This window comes from Micromonospora sp. ANENR4 (assembly GCF_015354395.1).
Classification (GTDB): Bacteria; Actinomycetota; Actinomycetes; order Mycobacteriales; family Micromonosporaceae; genus Micromonospora; species Micromonospora aurantiaca.
This window is the reverse complement of the sequence record NZ_JADKYQ010000007.1, coordinates 129,818-145,855: the sequence shown is the minus strand read 5'-3', so window position 1 is coordinate 145,855 and position 16,038 is coordinate 129,818. Positions and strand designations below refer to the sequence as shown.

Genomic DNA, 16,038 nt, shown 5'->3' with positions numbered 1-16,038 from the left:
CTCTAGGGTGATCGCGTGGTCGCGGCGCTGGAGCTGTATCTGGACACCGACGCCACCCGGCGGATCCGGGTGCTGTGGGACCTGCTGGAGTCCGACGGGGTGCCGAGCATGCGGTCCCTGCTGGCGCAGCGGCACCGCCCGCACGTCTCGCTGGCGGTCGCGCCCCGCCTGGACCCGCACCGCGTCGCCGAGGCGCTCGCCGGAACGGTGGTGGCCGCGCCGCTGCGGCTGGAGTTCCAGCACGCCGGGCAGTTCGTCGGGCGGGTGCTCTGGCTCGGGCCGGCGCCGACGCCCGAGCTGCTGGCGCACCACGCGGCGGTGCACGAGCGGCTGGCGCGGGCCGGCGTCGAGGTGGTGGAGCACTACCGCCCGGGCCGCTGGGTGCCGCACTGCACGCTGTCGATGCGGGTGCCGAACCCGCTGATGGGCGCAGCGGTGCGCCGCTGCCTGGAGGTGCTGCCGCTGACCGCGACGGTGGTCGGCGCGGCGGTGGCCGACCACGCCCGCGACATCTCCCACCCCCTGCCCTGATTCCCCTTCTACACCCGTGATCCACACCAGTTCCCCGACGTGGTGCCATCCCGCTCCATGATCAACGCCAGCTCGGGGAAATGGTGGCATCCCGATCCAAGATCGACACCAGCTCGGGGAAATGGCGGCATCAGACCACCATTGATGGAGCCACCTCCCCGAACTGGTGTTGATCTTGGGCGGGGGCAGCGCAGGTGAGGCGGTTGCGTCAGGGGAAGGTGGGGTCGGTTCCGGTCAGATCGAGGAGGAACGTCGGGTAGTCCGGCTGCGGGCACCTGTCGCCCCGGTGGCCGAGCCGCTCGTAGAACGGCGCCGCCCGCTCGTGGTGGGCCTGCCACTCCAGGTGCCGCGCCCGCCCGGCGGCCCACCGGCGGACCGCGTCGAACAACGACCTGCCCACCCCGTCGCGGCGGCGGTCCGCCCGGACGTACAGGTCGTGCAGGCGTACGGTCCGGTGCGCGTCACCGGAACGCAGGTGCGGGCCGTGGTCCTGGGCGGCGGCGTACCCGACCGGCCCGCCAGCGTCGACGGCGCCGAGCAGCACCCAGCGGGGGTCGGCCAGCAGCGCGGCGAACCGCAGCCGGTGGACCTCCGGCGGCTCGTCGCCCACGCCCATGTCCCGCAGCATCGGCCACAGCTGCGGCCAGTCCGGCACGCGCAGGTCCCGCACGATGATCGGCATCGGACCAGGATGCGGGCGGGACAGCTCGGCGGCGACCGGGTTTCGCGCCATCTGCGGCCGCCCTGACGATCGGGGCCGAACCGACGCAAGCTGGTAAAAGCGCAGGTCAGAGCCATTCTGGCCACCCGAAGACGTGCGGCCGGAGCGGCAGCGAAGCACGTCGAAGGAGAGCCTCATGGCCGCACCCGTCGTCCGTTCCGTCACCGCCGACCAGACCGTCCTGCTGCCCGGGCAGTCGACCACCGTCCGGGTCGACGCCTACCACCCCGACTCGCGCCTGCTGACGCTCGCCGGCCGGGTCAGCGACCCCACCGGCGTCACCTGGGACAGCCCGGTCCGGGTGGACCTGAGCGTCCCGCTGACCATCCAGCTCGCCGGCGCCTCGCCGGGGGTGACAGTCACACCGAGCGGCGCCGAACCGGGCCGCTTCACAGTCTCCGTGCTGGCCGGCCGGGGCACGGTGACGCTGACCGCGACGGCGCGTGACGGCGCCGGCCGCACCGGCACGGGCACCACCACGCTGACCGTGCCGCTGCTGGTCGGGATGAGCGCCGAGAAGGGCGCCCGGACCCAGCGGGCGGTGGCCGACTATCCGGGCATCCGCTACATGCGCGACTTCGGCACGGACGGCCCGGACGCGGACGCGCTGCCGGAACTGCCCGCGCTGAACACGGGCAAGTTCGCCGACGCGCCCTCCGCCGTCATGCACGTCAGCTGGAAGGACGACGTCGAGCAGCTGGCCGGCTGGCTCGACGGCGTGAACCGCCCGATCTACCTGACCTGGTACCACGAGCCGATGGGCGACGTGACCCCCGCCACGTACCGGGCGACGGCGAGCCGGGTGACCCAGATCCTGGCCGCGCACCGCAACCGGCGGTGGGTGCTCGGGCACGGCCCGATCGTGACCCGCTACTGGCTCGACGAGGGGCGCGGCAACCCGGCCGACTGGGGCTACCCGGGCATGACCCACTACGGCGTGGACTGCTACTCCCGGGACACCGCCGCGTACTGGCCCGCCTCCCGGATGTTCGGCGTGGCCTTCGGCAAGGTGCGCGCCGCGTACCCGGGGATCCGGCTGCTGGTGCCCGAGTACGGCCTGAGCCGCATCGCCACGGACACCACCGGCGCGGGCCGGGCGCGGACGATCCGCGAGCACGTCACCTGGCTGCGGCAGCAGAACGACGTGGACGCGATCGCGTACTGGAACAACTGGGCCGAGTTCGAGCTGGGTGACCCGCCGCTCGAGGCCACGGCCTGGCGCGATCTCCAGGTGGGCCCGGCATAGACTGGACCCATGAGGCGTAGTCGGTGACCAGCGGGAGCGTGACGTACCCGGGTTACACCCACGGCTGCCTCGCCTACGACGACCCGGCCGTGCTGCGCGCACTCGCGGTCGAGCAGGTCACCGCCGGTCTCGCCGCCGGTGAGCAGGTCTGGGTGGTCTGTCCGGAGGATCGCGCCACTGTCACCGGCTGGCTGGCCTCGGTTCCCGGGCTCGACGCCGCGCGCCGGCGGGACGCGCTCCGGCTGGTTCCCGTCGGCGAGGCGTACCGGCACGACGAGATCGTCGACCCCGACCGGCAGGTCAAGGCGTACGTGCGGGCCACCACCGAGGCGCTGACCGCAGGGCACACCGGCCTGCGGGTGCTGGCGGAGGCGACGAGCCTGGTCCGCAGCCCCGCCCAGCGGGACGCGTTCGCCCGCTACGAGCACCGGATCGACCACTGGATGCGGCACCGGCCGATGTCGGCGGTCTGTGCCTACGACCGCCGGCAGCTGGACGACGCGGCGATCGCCGAGCTGGCCTGCCTGCACTCGGTGACGAACGCGGACGTGCTGTTCCGGCTGCACGCCGGCGACGGCGACTCGGTGGTGGCGCTGGCCGGCGAGCTGGACCCGTCCAACCACCGGGACTTCGCCGCCGCGCTGGAGCGGGCCGACCCGCGGCCGGTGGCGGGCCGGGTCGTGTTCGACGCCGCCGAGCTGCGTTTCGTCGACCACCGCAGCCTGCTGCACCTGCGCGACCACGCCCGCCGGCACGACGCCGTCGCGGTGCTGCGTACGCCGAGCCGCGCCCCGGCCCGGCTGGTCGACCTGCTCGGTCTGTCCGAGGTACGGGTGGAGGTCGTCCGATGAGGAGCGGCGCGGCCTCCGGCCACGTGGGCTACTTCCACGAGGCGTTCGTCTACGACTCCGACGAGGAGCTGCTGGCGGTGGCGCTGCCGTTCCTGCTGGACGGGATCGCGGCCGGCGAGCCGACGGCGGTGAACCTGGACGAGCGCAACGCCGAGCTGGTGCGCCGGGCGCTGCCCACCGGCGCCGAGGTCACGTTCCTGCCGGTCGGTGACGTCTACGCCCGGCCGAGCGTCGCGCTGCGTTCCTACCGGGAGCTGCTCGCGTCGTACGTGGCGGCGGGGGCGGCGCAGATCCGGATGGTCGGCGAGCTGCCGCCGGTGCTGCTCGGCGCGACCTGGGACTGGTGGGCGCGCTACGAGTCGGCGATCAATCACGCCTACGACGACTTCCCGCTCTGGGGCATCTGCGCCTACGACCGCCGGGGCACGCCCGCACACGTGCTCGCCGACGTGGCGCGTACCCATCCGCTGGTGGCGCGGCCGGACGGCGGGCACGAGACGGCCGGTCTCTACACCGACCCGACGAGTTACCTGACCGAGTTCCGTCCGGCGCCGGCCGACCCGGTGCAGCGGACCGCGCCGCTGGTCGAGCTGGTCGACCCGACGCCGGCCCGCGCGCGGGCCGAGGTACGCGCCGCCGACGGTGGCCTGTTGCCGCCCGACGGCCTGGACGGCCTGGTCATCGCGGTCAGCGAGGTGGTGAGCAACGCGCTGCGCCACGGCGAGCCGCCGGTGTGCCTGCGGTTGTGGCGCGCGCCGGACCGGATCGTGGTGACCGTCCACGATCGGGGTACCGGCCCGAAGGATCCGTTCGCCGGGCTGCTGCCGGCGGGCGACGGTTCCGACGGCGGTCTGGGCCTCTGGATCAGCCACCAGAGTTGCGACCACGTGACGTACCACAGGGACGCGGCCGGCTTCACCATCCGCCTGACGGCGGGGAACCCGCACTTCCCGGTCTGACCGTGCCGCCGGTCGGCGGGCAGGGGGGCGGGGCGGGGCGAGCCTCGCGCGCGGACGCGGTACCGTAGCGCCTCATCGTGCCCTGCGGGGCGGTCATCCGCCGGCCTGGCGCTGGCGAACCGACGGAGGATGGCGAATGTCCAACGGTGCCGAGCCGTTCGCACCCCACGACGACCTGTCCGGGCGGCCCCGGTTCGATCCCGCGTTGCGCGGCTACGACAAACGTCAGGTGGACCGGTACGTCGAGCAGGTCGACGCCGAGGTGAGCGCGCTGACCGCCGCGCGGGACCGGGCGTACGCGCAGGTGCGCGATCTGACCGCGCAGGTGCAGCGGGCGCAGGCCGAGGCGGTGGAGCTGCGGGACCGTCCGTCGGCGGTGGACCGGGCGTCCTTCCGCGACCTCGGCCCGATGGTGGACCAGATCCTGGACCTGGCCGAGAAGCAGGCCGGCCAGATCACCGACGTGGCCACCCGGCGCGCGGAGGACGTCCAGGGGCAGGCGGAGAAGCTGCTCGCCGCCGCGCAGGAGCAGGCCGCGCGGGAGCGGCGGGAGCTGGACGAGGAGCTGTCCGCCCGCCGGGCCGAGCAGGATCGGGTGGACGAGGAGCGGCGGGCCGCCGCGCAGGCGGAGCTGACCGCCGTGCGGGAGCTGGCGGAGAAGCTGCGCGTCGAGGGCCAGGCCGTGCACGACCGGGCCCAGCAGGAGGCGAAGCGGATCACCGAGCAGAGCGCGCAGCAGGTCGAGCAGGCGCGCTCGGCGTCCGAGGCGCTGGTGAAGGCCGCGCGGACGCAGATCCAGCAGGAGGTCCAGGCCAACCGCAGCAAGGCCCAGCAGGAGCTGGCCCAGTGGCAGGCCACGATGGCCAAGGAGCTGGACGAGCGGCGGGCCGCCGCCGAGCAGGAGCTGGCCGACCGGGCCGCCGCCGCCGAGAAGGACATCGCCGCGCTGGTCGCCGAGGCGCAGCAGTACGCCACCGAGGTCCGGGAGCGGGCCGACGAGGAGACGGCGGCGCACCAGGAGCAGCTCGCCGGCGTGCAGCGGGAGATCCAGCAGCGGCAGGAGACGCTGACCGGGCTGAAGGCGGAGCTGGAGAGCGTCTCCCGGCAGCTGGAGGACACCCGCCAGGAGATCGCCACCATCGAGCGGACCGGCGCGGAGGTGGAGGAGCGGCTGGTCGGCGTACGCCGGGAGCTGGCCGCGGAGACCAAGCGGCTGGACGAGGCGCGGCGTTCGGCGGACCTGGCCGAGCAGCACGCCAAGGAGACCCGGGCCCGGGTGCAGCGGGAGGCCAAGCGGGTCGCCGACCTGGCCGCGGCGGCGGTCATGGCGGCCGCCGCGGGCGGCGGGGAGACCGCCGAGTACCCGCAGGTGGCGGCGCGCCCGCCGATCACCGTGCCGGCCGAGGTGACGCCCCGGGCGGTGGACGGGCGGACCGAGCCGGACGCGATCGAGCCGGACCGGTCGGAGCCGCCGGTCGTGGAGCCGTTCGTCGAGCGGCTGGACGGGCCGAGCTTCGACGCGTTCGCGGTCCGCACGCCGGCCCCGCGCGGTGTGCCCGAGGCGGAGACGACGGGTACGGACAACGGCGTACCGGCCACCGCCTGAGACGTCGGCGCCGCCGGTCCGGGCCGGGCCGGCGGCACCGCATCTTGCTCATCGACCTTGCTTTATGCAAATATTTGGATCGATCTGCTGGTGCATCTCGATCTTTATTCGGGGGTTGACGGGTATGCGGAAGATCTCCTCCATCGGTGCCGCCGTCGTCCTGACCGTCGCTTCGGCGGGCGCCGTGGTGGCCGGCACGGCCGCACCGGCCAGCGCCGGGTGCAGCCACTCGCACTCCAACGTGGACAGCAAGTTCGGCCAGCTGTTCAACGCCACGAACGTCAACATCCGCACCGGCCCGCACACCACGTGCGCCTCCCTCGGTTACGGGCAGCTCAGCCACACTGTCGACTTCCACTGCTTCGCCAGCGGCGACCGGGTCAGCGCGAACGGCCACACCACCTACACGTGGACCTACCTGCGGGACGTCACCACCGGTGTCTCCGGCTGGGTCGCCGACGCGCTGCTGGACAACCTCGGCGGCAACGTCGCCTGCTGACCGGGCCACCCGGCGGGCCCGCGGCGGGCACAATGACCGGGCATGACCGGTCTGCACCCGCCCGTCGAGCCGTACGCCACCCATCTGCTCCCGGTCGGTGACGGCCACGTCCTGTACGTGGAGGAGGTCGGCCGGCCGGACGGCGTACCAGTGGTGTTCCTGCACGGCGGGCCCGGCGGCGGCCTGGTGCCGGCGGCACGGCGGTTCTTCGACCCCGCGCGCCACCGGGCCGTGCTGTTCGACCAGCGCGGCGCCGGCCGCAGCACCCCGCACGGCGAGGTGCGCGCCAACACCACCTGGCATCTGGTGGCCGACCTGGAGACGATCCGGCAGCGGCTGGGCATCGACTCGTGGCTGGTGTTCGGCGGCTCGTGGGGCACCACGCTCGCCCTGGCGTACGCGCAGGCGCACCCGGAGCGGGTGACCGGGCTGGTCCTGCGCGGTGTGCTGCTGCTGCGGCGCAGCGAGCGGGACTGGTTCTACCAGGGCGGGCTGCGCCACCTCCAGCCCGAGGAGTGGGAGCGGTTCGTGGCGCCGATCCCGCCGGACGAGCGCGACGACGTGCTGGCCGCGTACCACAGGCGGTTGCACGGCCCGGACCAGGCGCGGGCCCGGGAGTACGCGCGGGCCTGGGGGCGGTGGGAGGCGGTCAACTCGTCGCTGCGGCCCGACCCGGAGCTGCTCGCCCACTTCACCACCGACGACCACGCGCTGCCGGTGGCCCGGATCCTGTCGCACTACGCGGTGCACGGCGGTTTCCTGGCCGAGGGTCAGTTGCTCGACGGCGTGGACCGGATCCGGCACCTGCCCGCCGTGATCGTCAACGGCCGGTACGACCTGTGCTGCCCGCCGGTGTCCGCGTACGACCTGGCCCGCCGGTGGCCGGAGGCGACGCTGCGAATCGTGCCGGAGGCCGGGCACTCCGCCGCCGAGCCGGCCGTCACCCGGGAGGTGCTGCGTGCGCTCGACGAGGTGACCGCGAGGGCCGGCTGACCGGACCCGCCGGTTCGCGCCTGGCCATCCGCGACCGCCGCTGGCAGGATCGGCCGGGTGACGGGTGCGCTGTACGCGGTCAGTGACCTCCACGTGTCGTACGCGGAGAACCGCGCGGTGGTGGACGGCCTGCGGCCGGAGACGGCGGACGACTGGCTGATCGTGGCCGGTGACGTCGGCGAGGTCTTCGCCGACATCGAGCGGACGCTGCGACTGCTGCGCGACCGGTTCGCGCGGGTGGTGTGGGCGCCGGGCAACCACGAGCTGTGGACCAGCCCGAACGACCCGGTGACGCTGCGTGGGGTGGCCCGCTACGACGCCCTCGTCGCGATGTGCCGCGAGCTGGACGTGCTGACCCCGGAGGACGACTACCCGGTGTGGCGCGGCGCGGGCGGGCCGGTCACGGTGGCGCCGCTGTTCCTGCTCTACGACTACTCGTTCCGCGCCCCCGGCACCACCACGAAGGAGGAGTCGCTGCGCGCGGCGTACGACGCCGGCGTGGTGTGCACCGACGAGATGATGTTGCACCCCGACCCGTACCCGGACCGGGAGTCCTGGTGCGCGGCGCGGCTGGAGGTGACCCGGCGGCGGCTGGAGGCCACCGACCCGGCGCTGCCGACAGTGCTGGTCACCCACTGGCCGCTGGTGCGGCAGCCCACCGACGTGCTCTGGTTCCCGGAGTTCGCCCAGTGGTGCGGCACCGACCGGACGGCCGACTGGCACGTGCGCCACCGCGCCGCCGTCGCGGTCTACGGCCACCTGCACATCCCGCGCACCACGCACTACGACGGGGTGCGGTTCGAGGAGGTGTCGCTGGGCTACCCGCGCGAGTGGCGGCGCCGGGGCGGCGAGCCGGCGCCGATGAAGCGGATCCTCGGATGATCGCGGCACTGCTGCCGGCCGGGGCGCTGGCCGTCGAGGCGTTCGCCGACGTGCCGGACGAGGCGCCGTACCCGGGCGAGGAGGACCTGGTGGCCCGCGCGGTGGCCGCGCGCCGCCAGGAGTTCGTGACGGCCCGCCGCTGCGCGCGGGAGGCACTGGCCCGCCTCGGCTACGCCCCGGCGCCGATCCGTCCCGGTCCCCGGCGGGAACCGGTCTGGCCGGCCGGCGTGGTGGGCAGCATCACGCACTGCACCGGCTACCGGGCGGCGGCGGTGGCCCCGGCCGGGGCGCTGGCCGGGCTGGGCATCGACGCCGAGCCGCACGAGCCGCTGCCCGACGGGGTGGCCGGGGTGGTCACCGTGGCGGGCGAGCCGGAGCGGCTGGCCGCGCTGCGCGACGCCGACCCGGGGACGCACTGGGACCGGCTGCTGTTCAGCGCCAAGGAGTCGGTCTACAAGGCGTGGTACCCGCTGACCGGGCGCTGGCTCGGGTTCGAGGAGGCGGAGCTGACCTTCGACCGGGACGGCCGGTTCACCGCCCGGATCCTGGTCGACGGCGCCCGCGCCGACGGCGGCCCGCCGCTCGACGTCCTGGACGGCCGCTGGCTGGTCGCCGGCGGGCTGCTGCTCACCGCCGTGTCCGTGCCGCGCCGGTCCTGACCGGCGATACCGCGATTGTTCCGGTTTGCCCGCCCTGAGCTGGGGTAGGGCCGAAAGGGCCTGGACATTTAGCTGTAGGAGGACAGGTCCTGATGGAATCCAGCAAGCCCGCCCAGATCGTCAAGGGTGTCGTCGAAGCCGCCGTCGAGAAGGTCGGCGACGCGCTGACTCCGGACGTGCCGGGCGCTCCCGGAAGCGCGCCGCCACCGCTGGAGGAGCCGACCACGCCGCACGGCCCGCTGCCGCCCAAGGCCGAGCAGGGCGCGCCGGACACCCGGACCCCGACCGGCGCCGAGACCGGCGTGCCGAAGATCGCCAAGGGGCAGCAGGGTGCGTACCTCACCACCGCCAACGGCGCCCGGCTGCGCGACACCGACCACTCGCTCAAGGCCGGTCCGCGCGGCCCGGTCCTGCTCCAGGACCACCACCTGCGGGAGAAGATCACCCACTTCGACCACGAGCGGATCCCGGAGCGGGTGGTGCACGCCCGCGGCGCTGGTGCGCACGGCACGTTCGTCGCGTACGGCACCGCCGAGGAGGTGACCCGGGCCGGCTTCCTGAAGAAGGGGCGCGAGACGCCGGTCTTCGTCCGCTTCTCCACCGTGCTGGGCTCGCGCGGCTCGGCCGACACGGTCCGCGACACCCGCGGCTTCGCCACCAAGTTCTACACCGACGAGGGCACGTTCGACCTGGTCGCCAACAACATCCCGGTGTTCTTCATCCAGGACGCGATCAAGTTCCCGGACGTCATCCACGCGGGCAAGCCGCACCCGGACCGGGAGATCCCGCAGGCGCAGAGCGCGCACGACACGTTCTGGGACTTCGTCTCGCTGCACACCGAGGCGCAGCACCACACCATCTGGAACATGTCCGACCGGGGCATCCCGCGGTCGTACCGGACCATGGAGGGCTTCGGCGTGCACACGTTCCGGATGGTCGACGAGGCCGGGGCGACGGTGCTGGTCAAGTTCCACTGGAAGCCGAAGCTGGGCGTGCACTCCCTGACCTGGGAGGAGGCACAGCTGATCGGCGGGATCGACCCCGACTACCACCGCCGCGACCTGTACGACGCGATCGAGGCCGGCGCGTACCCGGAGTGGGAGCTGGGCATCCAGGTCTTCCCGGACACGCCGGAGGAGACGTTCGCCGGGATCGACCTGCTCGACCCGACGAAGATCGTGCCGGAGGAGCTGGCGCCGGTGCAGCCGATCGGCAAGCTCACGCTGAACAAGACGCCGCGGAACTTCTTCGCCGAGACCGAGCAGGTGGCGTTCCACGTCGGGCACCTGCCGCCGGGCATCGACGTGACGAACGACCCGCTGCTGCAGGGCCGTCTCTTCTCGTACGTGGACACGCAGCTCACCCGCCTGGGCGGGCCGAACTTCACCCAGATCCCGATCAACCGGCCGCACGCCGACGTCAACGACATGCTGCGTGACGGCTTCCACCAGCACGCGGTGCACGCCGGGGTGGCGCCGTACCGGCCGAACTCGCTCGACGGCGGCAACCCGTTCCCGGCCGGCGACCGGGAGCACGCGTTCGTGGACACCCCGGTGACGGTGGCCGAGGCGCCGAAGGTGCGGGCCGCGCCGGCCTCCTTCGACGACCACTACAGCCAGGTACGCCTGTTCTGGCAGAGCATGTCGCCGGTGGAGAAGGAGCACATCATCCGGGCGTACACGTTCGAGCTGGGCAAGTGCTACCACCAGGCGATCAAGGAGCGGCAGCTCCAGTGCCTGGCGAACGTGGACCCGGTGCTGTGCGAGCAGGTGGCGATCGGTCTGGGCCTGCCCGTGCCGCAGCCCACAGTGCCGCTGGCGGAGGTGCAGCCCAGCCCGGCGCTGTCCCAGGTGGGCCGCCAGTGGCCGGCCGACGGCCGGATGGTCGGCATCGTGGTCGACGCCCAGGCCGGCCTGGACGACGTGCACGAGGTACGCCGGGCGGTGGCCGCCGCCGGCATGGTGCCGTTGCTGATCGCCGCGCACGGCGGCACCGTCGACGGGCTGCCGGTGCAGCGCACGTTCGCCACCGGCCGTTCGGTCGAGTTCGACGCGGTGCTGCTGGCCGGCGCTCCGGCTCCGGCGCCGGACGCGCTGCCGGCCCGCGACGCCAAGGCCGGCGCACCGGGCGGGGCGACCGTCGACCCGCGGGTGCTCCTGCTGGTCGAGGAGGCGTGGCGGCACGCCAAGGTGATCGGCGCCTGGGGCGCCGGTGCCGAGGTGCTGAACCAGGCCGGCGTCACCGGCACGCCCGGCGTGGTCACCGGTGGTTCCGGCGCCGAGGTGCTCGCCGAGGTGCAGCGGCTGATGGCGGCGCACCGGGTCTGGGAGAGGTTCCCGGCCTCGGTCGCCTGATCCCGAAGTCGCGCGTGGGGCGGTCCCGGACGGGGCCGCCCCACGCCGTGCGTACGGCCCGGCCCGGCGGGGACCGGCCTCACCAGCGGTTGCGGGCCTCCTCGGCCCAGCCGACCAGGCCGTCCAGGTCCACGCGCCCGCCGTCGTCTGTGGCCGCCCAGCCGGTGAAGGTCCCGAAGCACTGGTGCGTCTCCCCGGCCAGCACGAGCAGGTTGGTCCGCGCCACCCGCTCGTGGAACGGGTGGAACGTGACGTCCACCCGGTCACCGGTGATCCGCCACGGCCGCAGCCAGTCGGCGCGGTCGTACTCCCAGATCAGATCCGCACCGATCTTGTGCAGCCGCCCGTCGACGAAGACCGCGTTCTCGGTCGAGCCGGTGCCGTCGGTCCACTTGCCGCCGAGCTGGATCGACCGGCCCGGCCCGCTGCCGGCCGCCCAGTTCCACCGCACCGCGTACCGCCACTTGCCCCGGCCGTGGTCGAGCGCCGCGTACGACCCCTCCCCCACCGGGTACGCCGTGCCGTCCACGGTGATCGTGCCGTGCACCGGCCGGCCGATGTCCTTGACCGTGTACTGGAACCGTCGCGTGCTCCACGGCACCACCACGCCGAGCGACTCGTGCCCCGGCGGCAGCGGCACGGTCAGGTCCACCTCGACGCCGGGCGCGCTGGCGCGCAGCGTACTGCCGTCCGGGCCCTGCTCGACTGCGATGGTCAGGTTCCCGCCCCGGGCCCGGACCGGGCCGGCGCCGCTGACCGGCGGCAGCACAGTGCCCCGGGCGAACGGCACCACCGCCTCCGCCGTGGTCTCCCGGCCGGTGCGCCGGTCGAGCAGGTAGAGGCTCTGCACCCCGGCGTAGTCGAGCGACGACGCGACAAGGCCGAGGATGTGCGTCGGCGTGACCACACCCCAGTGCTCCCACCGCTTGGCCCGGCCCCAGCCGCGCAGGTTCGCCCGGTGCAGCGGCCGGCGGCTCCAGCCGACCGCGTCCGGGTTCAGCCGCCCGTCCGGCCGGCACAGGTCGACCGGCTCGGTGATCTCCCGCTCATGCGTCATCGCCGCAGGCTACCGACGCCGTCGCGGGCCCGGCGGGCGGCCTCGGCAGCCGTCCCGCCGGGCCGTTACGTCAGCGGCCCTGCTTGGCGCGGCAGATCTCCACCGGCACCGCCGGGGCGCCGTCGACCGGCGCCGGATCCTCCGGGGTGGGCGCGATGCCGCCGGCCGAGATCCGGTCCAGCGTGGCCAGCCCGGCCGCGTCGACCTGACCGAACACCGTGTAGTTGGGGCGCAGCGCCGAGTCGGCCTGGACCAGGAAGAACTGGCTGCCGTTGGTGTCCGGGCCGGCGTTGGCCATGGCCAGGGTGCCGCGCGCGTACAGGCGGCGTACACCGGTCGGGTCGGTCGGCGCGGGCGGCAGGTCGGTGGGCAGCTCGTCGCGGTAGCGGTAGCCCGGGCCGCCCTCGCCGGTGCCGGACGGGTCGCCGCACTGGAGGACCGTGAGCGTCGGGTACGCGGTGAGCCGGTGGCAGGGCGTCCGGTCGTAGAAGCGCTTGCGGACCAGGTGCAGGAAGCTCTGCACCGTGCACGGCGCCTGCTCGCGGTCCAGCGTCAACCCGATCGGCCCCTGGTTGGTGCGCAGCGTGACCCGCACGGTGCCCCGGTCCGGCGTGCGGCGCGGGTCCGGCGGCAGCGGCACCGGCCGGGCGGCCGGCTCGTCCGGCGTCGGCGTGTACGCGCACGGCCCCTTCGTGGGCGCGGGGTCGGCAGGAGGCGCCGCGGTCGCGGCGACACCTGCGGCGGCGACGATCGTCGCGGCGGCCACGCTCACCCCGGCGAGGCGGGCCAGCAGGGGTAAGGCGGCGTGCGTTCGGGTTTCGCTCGACACGGTGGTCCTCCCTGGACTCGTGGTACCAGAACGACCGGAGTCTATGGATCGGGTGGGGTGATGTCGACGCGGGCGCTCGGCGGGTCGAAAGTCGGTTGCCGGCCAGCGCCGCGTCCGAGAAGGTGATCGGCATGACGTTCTGACGGATCGCACCCAGCCCGCAGGCCCCTCCTCGCCGCCTGCCGTTCCCGCTTCTCTTTCCGCAGAATCGAGCGTCTGTGTCCGCGTACCCCTCCGGGCGGGCCGTCGTGCCCGCCACCGTCTCCGTCTTCTCCTCCCCCGGCAGCTGGATCGAGTCCGCCGCGCTCGACCAGTGCCGCCAGGTCGCGGCCCTGGACGGCATGGCGCACGTCGCCGCCATGCCCGATCTGCACCCCGGCAAGGGCGCGCCGATCGGCGCCGCGATGTCCTCGACCGTGCTCTACCCGTTCCTCGTCGGCTCCGACATCGGGTGCGGCATCGCGGTCTTCCCGATCGCGCTGCGCCGGGTCGTACCGGAACGGCTCGCGGCCCGGTTCCCCGACCTGGACCGGGCGCTCGACCCGGACCGGGACGCCGACGACCCGGCCTGGTCGGTGCTCGACGGCGACGTGCCGGCCGGGCACCTCGACGGCCTCGGCACCGTCGGACGCGGCAACCACTTCGTCGAACTGGCCCGCGTCGGGCCGATCCTCGCGGCGGAGCACGCCGAGCGGCTCGGACTGGACGCCGGTGACCTGGTGCTCGTGGTGCACTCCGGGTCGCGCGGGCTGGGCGAGCGGATCCTGCGCGAGCACACCGAGACGCACGGCGCCGGTCCCGCGCCCGACCCGGACGCCTACCTGGCCCGGCACGACGCGGCCGTGCGCTGGGGCTCGCTCAACCGGCGGCTGCTGGCCGCGCGGGTCGCGTACGCGCTCGGCGCCGAACCCACCGAACCGGTCGTCGACCAGTGCCACAACCTGGTCGAGATCCGCGACGGCCGCTACCTGCACCGCAAGGGCGCGGCGCCGGGCGACGGGCGGGACGTGCTGATCGCCGGCACCCGTGGCACACCCTCCTACCTGGTGGCCGCGCACGCCGGGCCGGACGCCGGCTACTCGGTGGCGCACGGCGCCGGGCGCAAGATGTCCCGCGCCGACGCGCTGCGCCGGGGCCGGGCCAAGCACACCGTCGAGGAGCTGCGGCGTACGCCGGTCGGCTCGATAGTGGTGTGCGGCGACCGGCAGCTGCTGTTCGAGGAGGCGCCCACCGCGTACAAGCGCATCGAGCAGGTGATCGGCGACCTGGTGGCGCACGACCTCGCCACGCCGGTCACCACCACGGTTCCGCTCGTCACCTACAAGACGCCGGACGCAGGCCGCCGCGACGAGCGCCGGAAGGGCCGCCGGTGACCGAGCTGCTGCTGTCCGCCGGGCGCGGACCCGCCGAGTGCGCCTGGGCACTGACCCGGCTGCTGTCCCGAATGGAGGGCGAGGCGGCCCGGCGGGGCCTGCGTACCGAGCGGGTCGAGACGGTACCCGGCGACCGGGCCGGCACGTACCGGTCGGTGCTGGTCCGGATCAGCGGCGCCGGGGCGGAGGCGTTCGCGGCCGGGTGGACCGGCACGCTCTGCTGGCAGGCGCCCAGCCCGTACCGGACGGGCCACGGCCGGAAGAACTGGTACGTCACCGCGCGGACCTGCCGGACCGACGTGGTGGTCACGCCGTTCCACGAGGCGGACGTGGAGTTCGTGCCGTGCCGCACCGGCGGGCCCGGCGGCCAGCACCGCAACAAGGCGAGCACCGCCGTCCGGGCCACGCACCGCCCGTCCGGCCGGACCGTGGTGGTGGACACCGAACGGCACCTGCACCTCAACCGCCGGATCGCGGTCGAGCTGCTGCGGCAGCGGATCGCCGCCGACGACGAGGCGGCCCGGCGCGCGGGCGTCGACGCCCGCTGGCGGATCCACGACGAGCTCGTGCGCGGCGACCCGGTACGGGTGGAGCGGCCCTGACCCGGCCCGATCCGCCGCGCCTGCCGCCCCCGGCTACCGTGGTCGCGGCGACCGGGCGGCCCCGGCCCGCCGCGACGCGAGCGCGAGGAGGACGAATGCGACGGAGAAGGACCGGTCCGGTGGCGGCGCTCTCACTCGCCTCCTGCGGCGGGGACGCCGGGACCGATCCCGAGACCTACCTCCGCGACGCCATGCGCGGACAGGTCACCGACGGCGCCTTCGACATGGACCGCGTCCGGTGAGCGCGCTCGTGCAACGCTTCCGCGCCGTGGTCGCGATGTGGATCTTCGTCGGCGGGGGTGGGTTCCTGCTGGCCGGGTTCCTCGGCCTCGCGCTGCTGACCCAGACGGGTCCGTTCGCGGCCGCGTCGACCTTCTCCGCCGCCGCCGAGTTCGCACCCGGCGCCGAGATCAAGGTGCGGGACACCGGCGTACGCCCCGGCAACATCCTCATCCTCGCGACGCCGGCCGACGTCGATCCCGCCACCGTCCGGTGCACCGCGAAGAGCCGCGTCTACTCCACCGGCGAGCAGCGCAGCAGGGAGCTGACCGGGGCCCGGCCCGAGGGGACAGCGTCTGTGATGACCGACCGCGGTGACCCACGGCTGTTCACGCCGGTGGTGGCCACCGAGGGCATCACCTGGATGGACACCGACTTCGTGAGCTGCACCGCTGACGGCGTGGAGGCGTTCACGCTGGCGTCGGCGAAGGGCCTCCAGAGTGACCGGTTCCGGCTCGGCGCCGGCCTGCTGCTCATGCTGCTCGCGCCGGTGTTCGCCGGGCTCGGCTGCCTCGCGCTGTACCTCACCCGGAAGTGGAACCGGGAGGCGGCGCTGCGCGGCGGCTCGACGAGCTGGCCCTACCGGTGACCGGGATG

The 16,038-nt window shown here is 74.3% G+C and carries 17 protein-coding genes; 14 read left to right on the top strand and 3 right to left on the bottom strand.

Annotation, left to right across the window (positions count from 1 at the left end; genetic code table 11):
- Positions 1–15 precede the first annotated feature (15 nt).
- On the top strand, positions 16–531 hold the full coding sequence (locus IRY44_RS14160) for a 2'-5' RNA ligase family protein (RefSeq protein WP_145752617.1): 516 nt from the start codon (positions 16–18) through the stop codon (positions 529–531).
- Positions 532–739: 208 nt separating this feature from the next.
- Here the strand turns inward: IRY44_RS14160 and IRY44_RS14155 are convergent, their stop codons facing one another.
- Positions 740–1,213, bottom strand: coding sequence for a GNAT family N-acetyltransferase (locus tag IRY44_RS14155; RefSeq protein WP_228532071.1), 474 nt, complete (start codon positions 1,211–1,213; stop codon positions 740–742).
- A 175-nt stretch (positions 1,214–1,388) separates the two neighbouring features.
- Between IRY44_RS14155 and IRY44_RS14150 the strand changes: the two genes are divergently transcribed.
- From IRY44_RS14150 to IRY44_RS14110, 9 genes are all read left to right on the top strand, one after another.
- Positions 1,389–2,498 carry a hypothetical protein gene (locus tag IRY44_RS14150; protein ID WP_194800859.1) on the top strand — a complete coding sequence of 370 codons (1,110 nt, stop codon included), beginning with the start codon at positions 1,389–1,391 and terminating at the stop codon, positions 2,496–2,498.
- A gap of 23 nt (positions 2,499–2,521) precedes the next feature.
- Positions 2,522–3,349, top strand: a complete 828-nt coding sequence (locus IRY44_RS31275) for an MEDS domain-containing protein (protein ID WP_194800858.1) — start codon at positions 2,522–2,524, stop codon at positions 3,347–3,349.
- Positions 3,346–4,308, top strand: coding sequence for an anti-sigma factor RsbA family regulatory protein (locus tag IRY44_RS14140; RefSeq protein ID WP_194800857.1), 963 nt, complete (start codon positions 3,346–3,348; stop codon positions 4,306–4,308). Before IRY44_RS31275 ends, IRY44_RS14140 begins: the two co-directional genes overlap by 4 nt.
- A gap of 136 nt (positions 4,309–4,444) precedes the next feature.
- Complete coding sequence (locus tag IRY44_RS14135) at positions 4,445–5,914, top strand: hypothetical protein (protein WP_194800856.1); 1,470 nt, start codon at positions 4,445–4,447, stop codon at positions 5,912–5,914.
- Positions 5,915–6,038: 124 nt separating this feature from the next.
- Positions 6,039–6,413, top strand: coding sequence for a hypothetical protein (locus tag IRY44_RS14130; RefSeq protein WP_194800855.1), 375 nt, complete (start codon positions 6,039–6,041; stop codon positions 6,411–6,413).
- A 42-nt stretch (positions 6,414–6,455) separates the two neighbouring features.
- On the top strand, positions 6,456–7,406 hold the full coding sequence (gene pip / locus IRY44_RS14125; protein ID WP_194800854.1) for a prolyl aminopeptidase: 951 nt from the start codon (positions 6,456–6,458) through the stop codon (positions 7,404–7,406).
- A gap of 57 nt (positions 7,407–7,463) precedes the next feature.
- Positions 7,464–8,288 (top strand): metallophosphoesterase, encoded by an 825-nt coding sequence (locus IRY44_RS14120; RefSeq protein ID WP_194800853.1) that lies wholly within the window; start codon positions 7,464–7,466, stop codon positions 8,286–8,288.
- Complete coding sequence (locus IRY44_RS14115) at positions 8,285–8,947, top strand: 4'-phosphopantetheinyl transferase (protein WP_194800852.1); 663 nt, start codon at positions 8,285–8,287, stop codon at positions 8,945–8,947. Before IRY44_RS14120 ends, IRY44_RS14115 begins: the two co-directional genes overlap by 4 nt.
- 92 nt (positions 8,948–9,039) lie before the next feature.
- Positions 9,040–11,301, top strand: a complete 2,262-nt coding sequence (locus tag IRY44_RS14110) for a catalase (RefSeq protein WP_194800851.1) — start codon at positions 9,040–9,042, stop codon at positions 11,299–11,301.
- Between the two features lie 79 nt (positions 11,302–11,380).
- Here the strand turns inward: IRY44_RS14110 and IRY44_RS14105 are convergent, their stop codons facing one another.
- Together IRY44_RS14105 and IRY44_RS14100 are read right to left on the bottom strand one after the other, a co-directional pair.
- Entirely contained in the window at positions 11,381–12,358 is a 978-nt protein-coding gene (locus IRY44_RS14105; RefSeq protein ID WP_194800850.1) for a DUF2804 domain-containing protein, read from the bottom strand.
- A gap of 70 nt (positions 12,359–12,428) precedes the next feature.
- The gene (locus IRY44_RS14100) at positions 12,429–13,187 is read right to left on the bottom strand and encodes a peptidylprolyl isomerase (RefSeq protein WP_194800849.1); all 759 of its coding nucleotides are present in this window, start codon (positions 13,185–13,187) and stop codon (positions 12,429–12,431) included.
- Positions 13,188–13,405: 218 nt separating this feature from the next.
- Here IRY44_RS14100 and IRY44_RS14095 point away from each other — a divergent pair, with 218 nt between their 5' ends.
- The 4 genes from IRY44_RS14095 to IRY44_RS14080 all read left to right on the top strand — a co-directional run bounded on the left by IRY44_RS14095 (position 13,406) and on the right by IRY44_RS14080 (position 16,030).
- Positions 13,406–14,560: an RNA ligase RtcB family protein gene (locus tag IRY44_RS14095; RefSeq protein ID WP_194800848.1), complete on the top strand. Its 1,155-nt coding sequence runs from the start codon at positions 13,406–13,408 to the stop codon at positions 14,558–14,560.
- Positions 14,557–15,162, top strand: coding sequence for a peptide chain release factor H (gene prfH / locus IRY44_RS14090; RefSeq protein ID WP_194800847.1), 606 nt, complete (start codon positions 14,557–14,559; stop codon positions 15,160–15,162). The genes IRY44_RS14095 and prfH overlap by 4 nt, the downstream gene beginning before the upstream one ends.
- 95 nt (positions 15,163–15,257) lie before the next feature.
- Complete coding sequence (locus IRY44_RS14085) at positions 15,258–15,404, top strand: hypothetical protein (protein ID WP_194800846.1); 147 nt, start codon at positions 15,258–15,260, stop codon at positions 15,402–15,404.
- Positions 15,401–16,030: a hypothetical protein gene (locus IRY44_RS14080; RefSeq protein ID WP_194801056.1), complete on the top strand. Its 630-nt coding sequence runs from the start codon at positions 15,401–15,403 to the stop codon at positions 16,028–16,030. The genes IRY44_RS14085 and IRY44_RS14080 overlap by 4 nt, the downstream gene beginning before the upstream one ends.
- Positions 16,031–16,038 lie beyond the last annotated feature (8 nt).

Coding starts and splice junctions, on each gene's coding strand:
- IRY44_RS14110 (WP_194800851.1), top strand. CDS start 9,040: ATGGAATCCAGCAAGCCCGCCCAGATCGTCAAGGGTGTCGTCGAAGCC.
- pip (WP_194800854.1), top strand. CDS start 6,456: ATGACCGGTCTGCACCCGCCCGTCGAGCCGTACGCCACCCATCTGCTC.
- IRY44_RS14115 (WP_194800852.1), top strand. CDS start 8,285: ATGATCGCGGCACTGCTGCCGGCCGGGGCGCTGGCCGTCGAGGCGTTC.
- IRY44_RS14130 (WP_194800855.1), top strand. CDS start 6,039: ATGCGGAAGATCTCCTCCATCGGTGCCGCCGTCGTCCTGACCGTCGCT.
- IRY44_RS14155 (WP_228532071.1), bottom strand. CDS start 1,213: ATGCCGATCATCGTGCGGGACCTGCGCGTGCCGGACTGGCCGCAGCTG.
- IRY44_RS14105 (WP_194800850.1), bottom strand. CDS start 12,358: ATGACGCATGAGCGGGAGATCACCGAGCCGGTCGACCTGTGCCGGCCG.
- IRY44_RS14140 (WP_194800857.1), top strand. CDS start 3,346: ATGAGGAGCGGCGCGGCCTCCGGCCACGTGGGCTACTTCCACGAGGCG.
- IRY44_RS14135 (WP_194800856.1), top strand. CDS start 4,445: ATGTCCAACGGTGCCGAGCCGTTCGCACCCCACGACGACCTGTCCGGG.
- IRY44_RS14085 (WP_194800846.1), top strand. CDS start 15,258: ATGCGACGGAGAAGGACCGGTCCGGTGGCGGCGCTCTCACTCGCCTCC.
- IRY44_RS14150 (WP_194800859.1), top strand. CDS start 1,389: ATGGCCGCACCCGTCGTCCGTTCCGTCACCGCCGACCAGACCGTCCTG.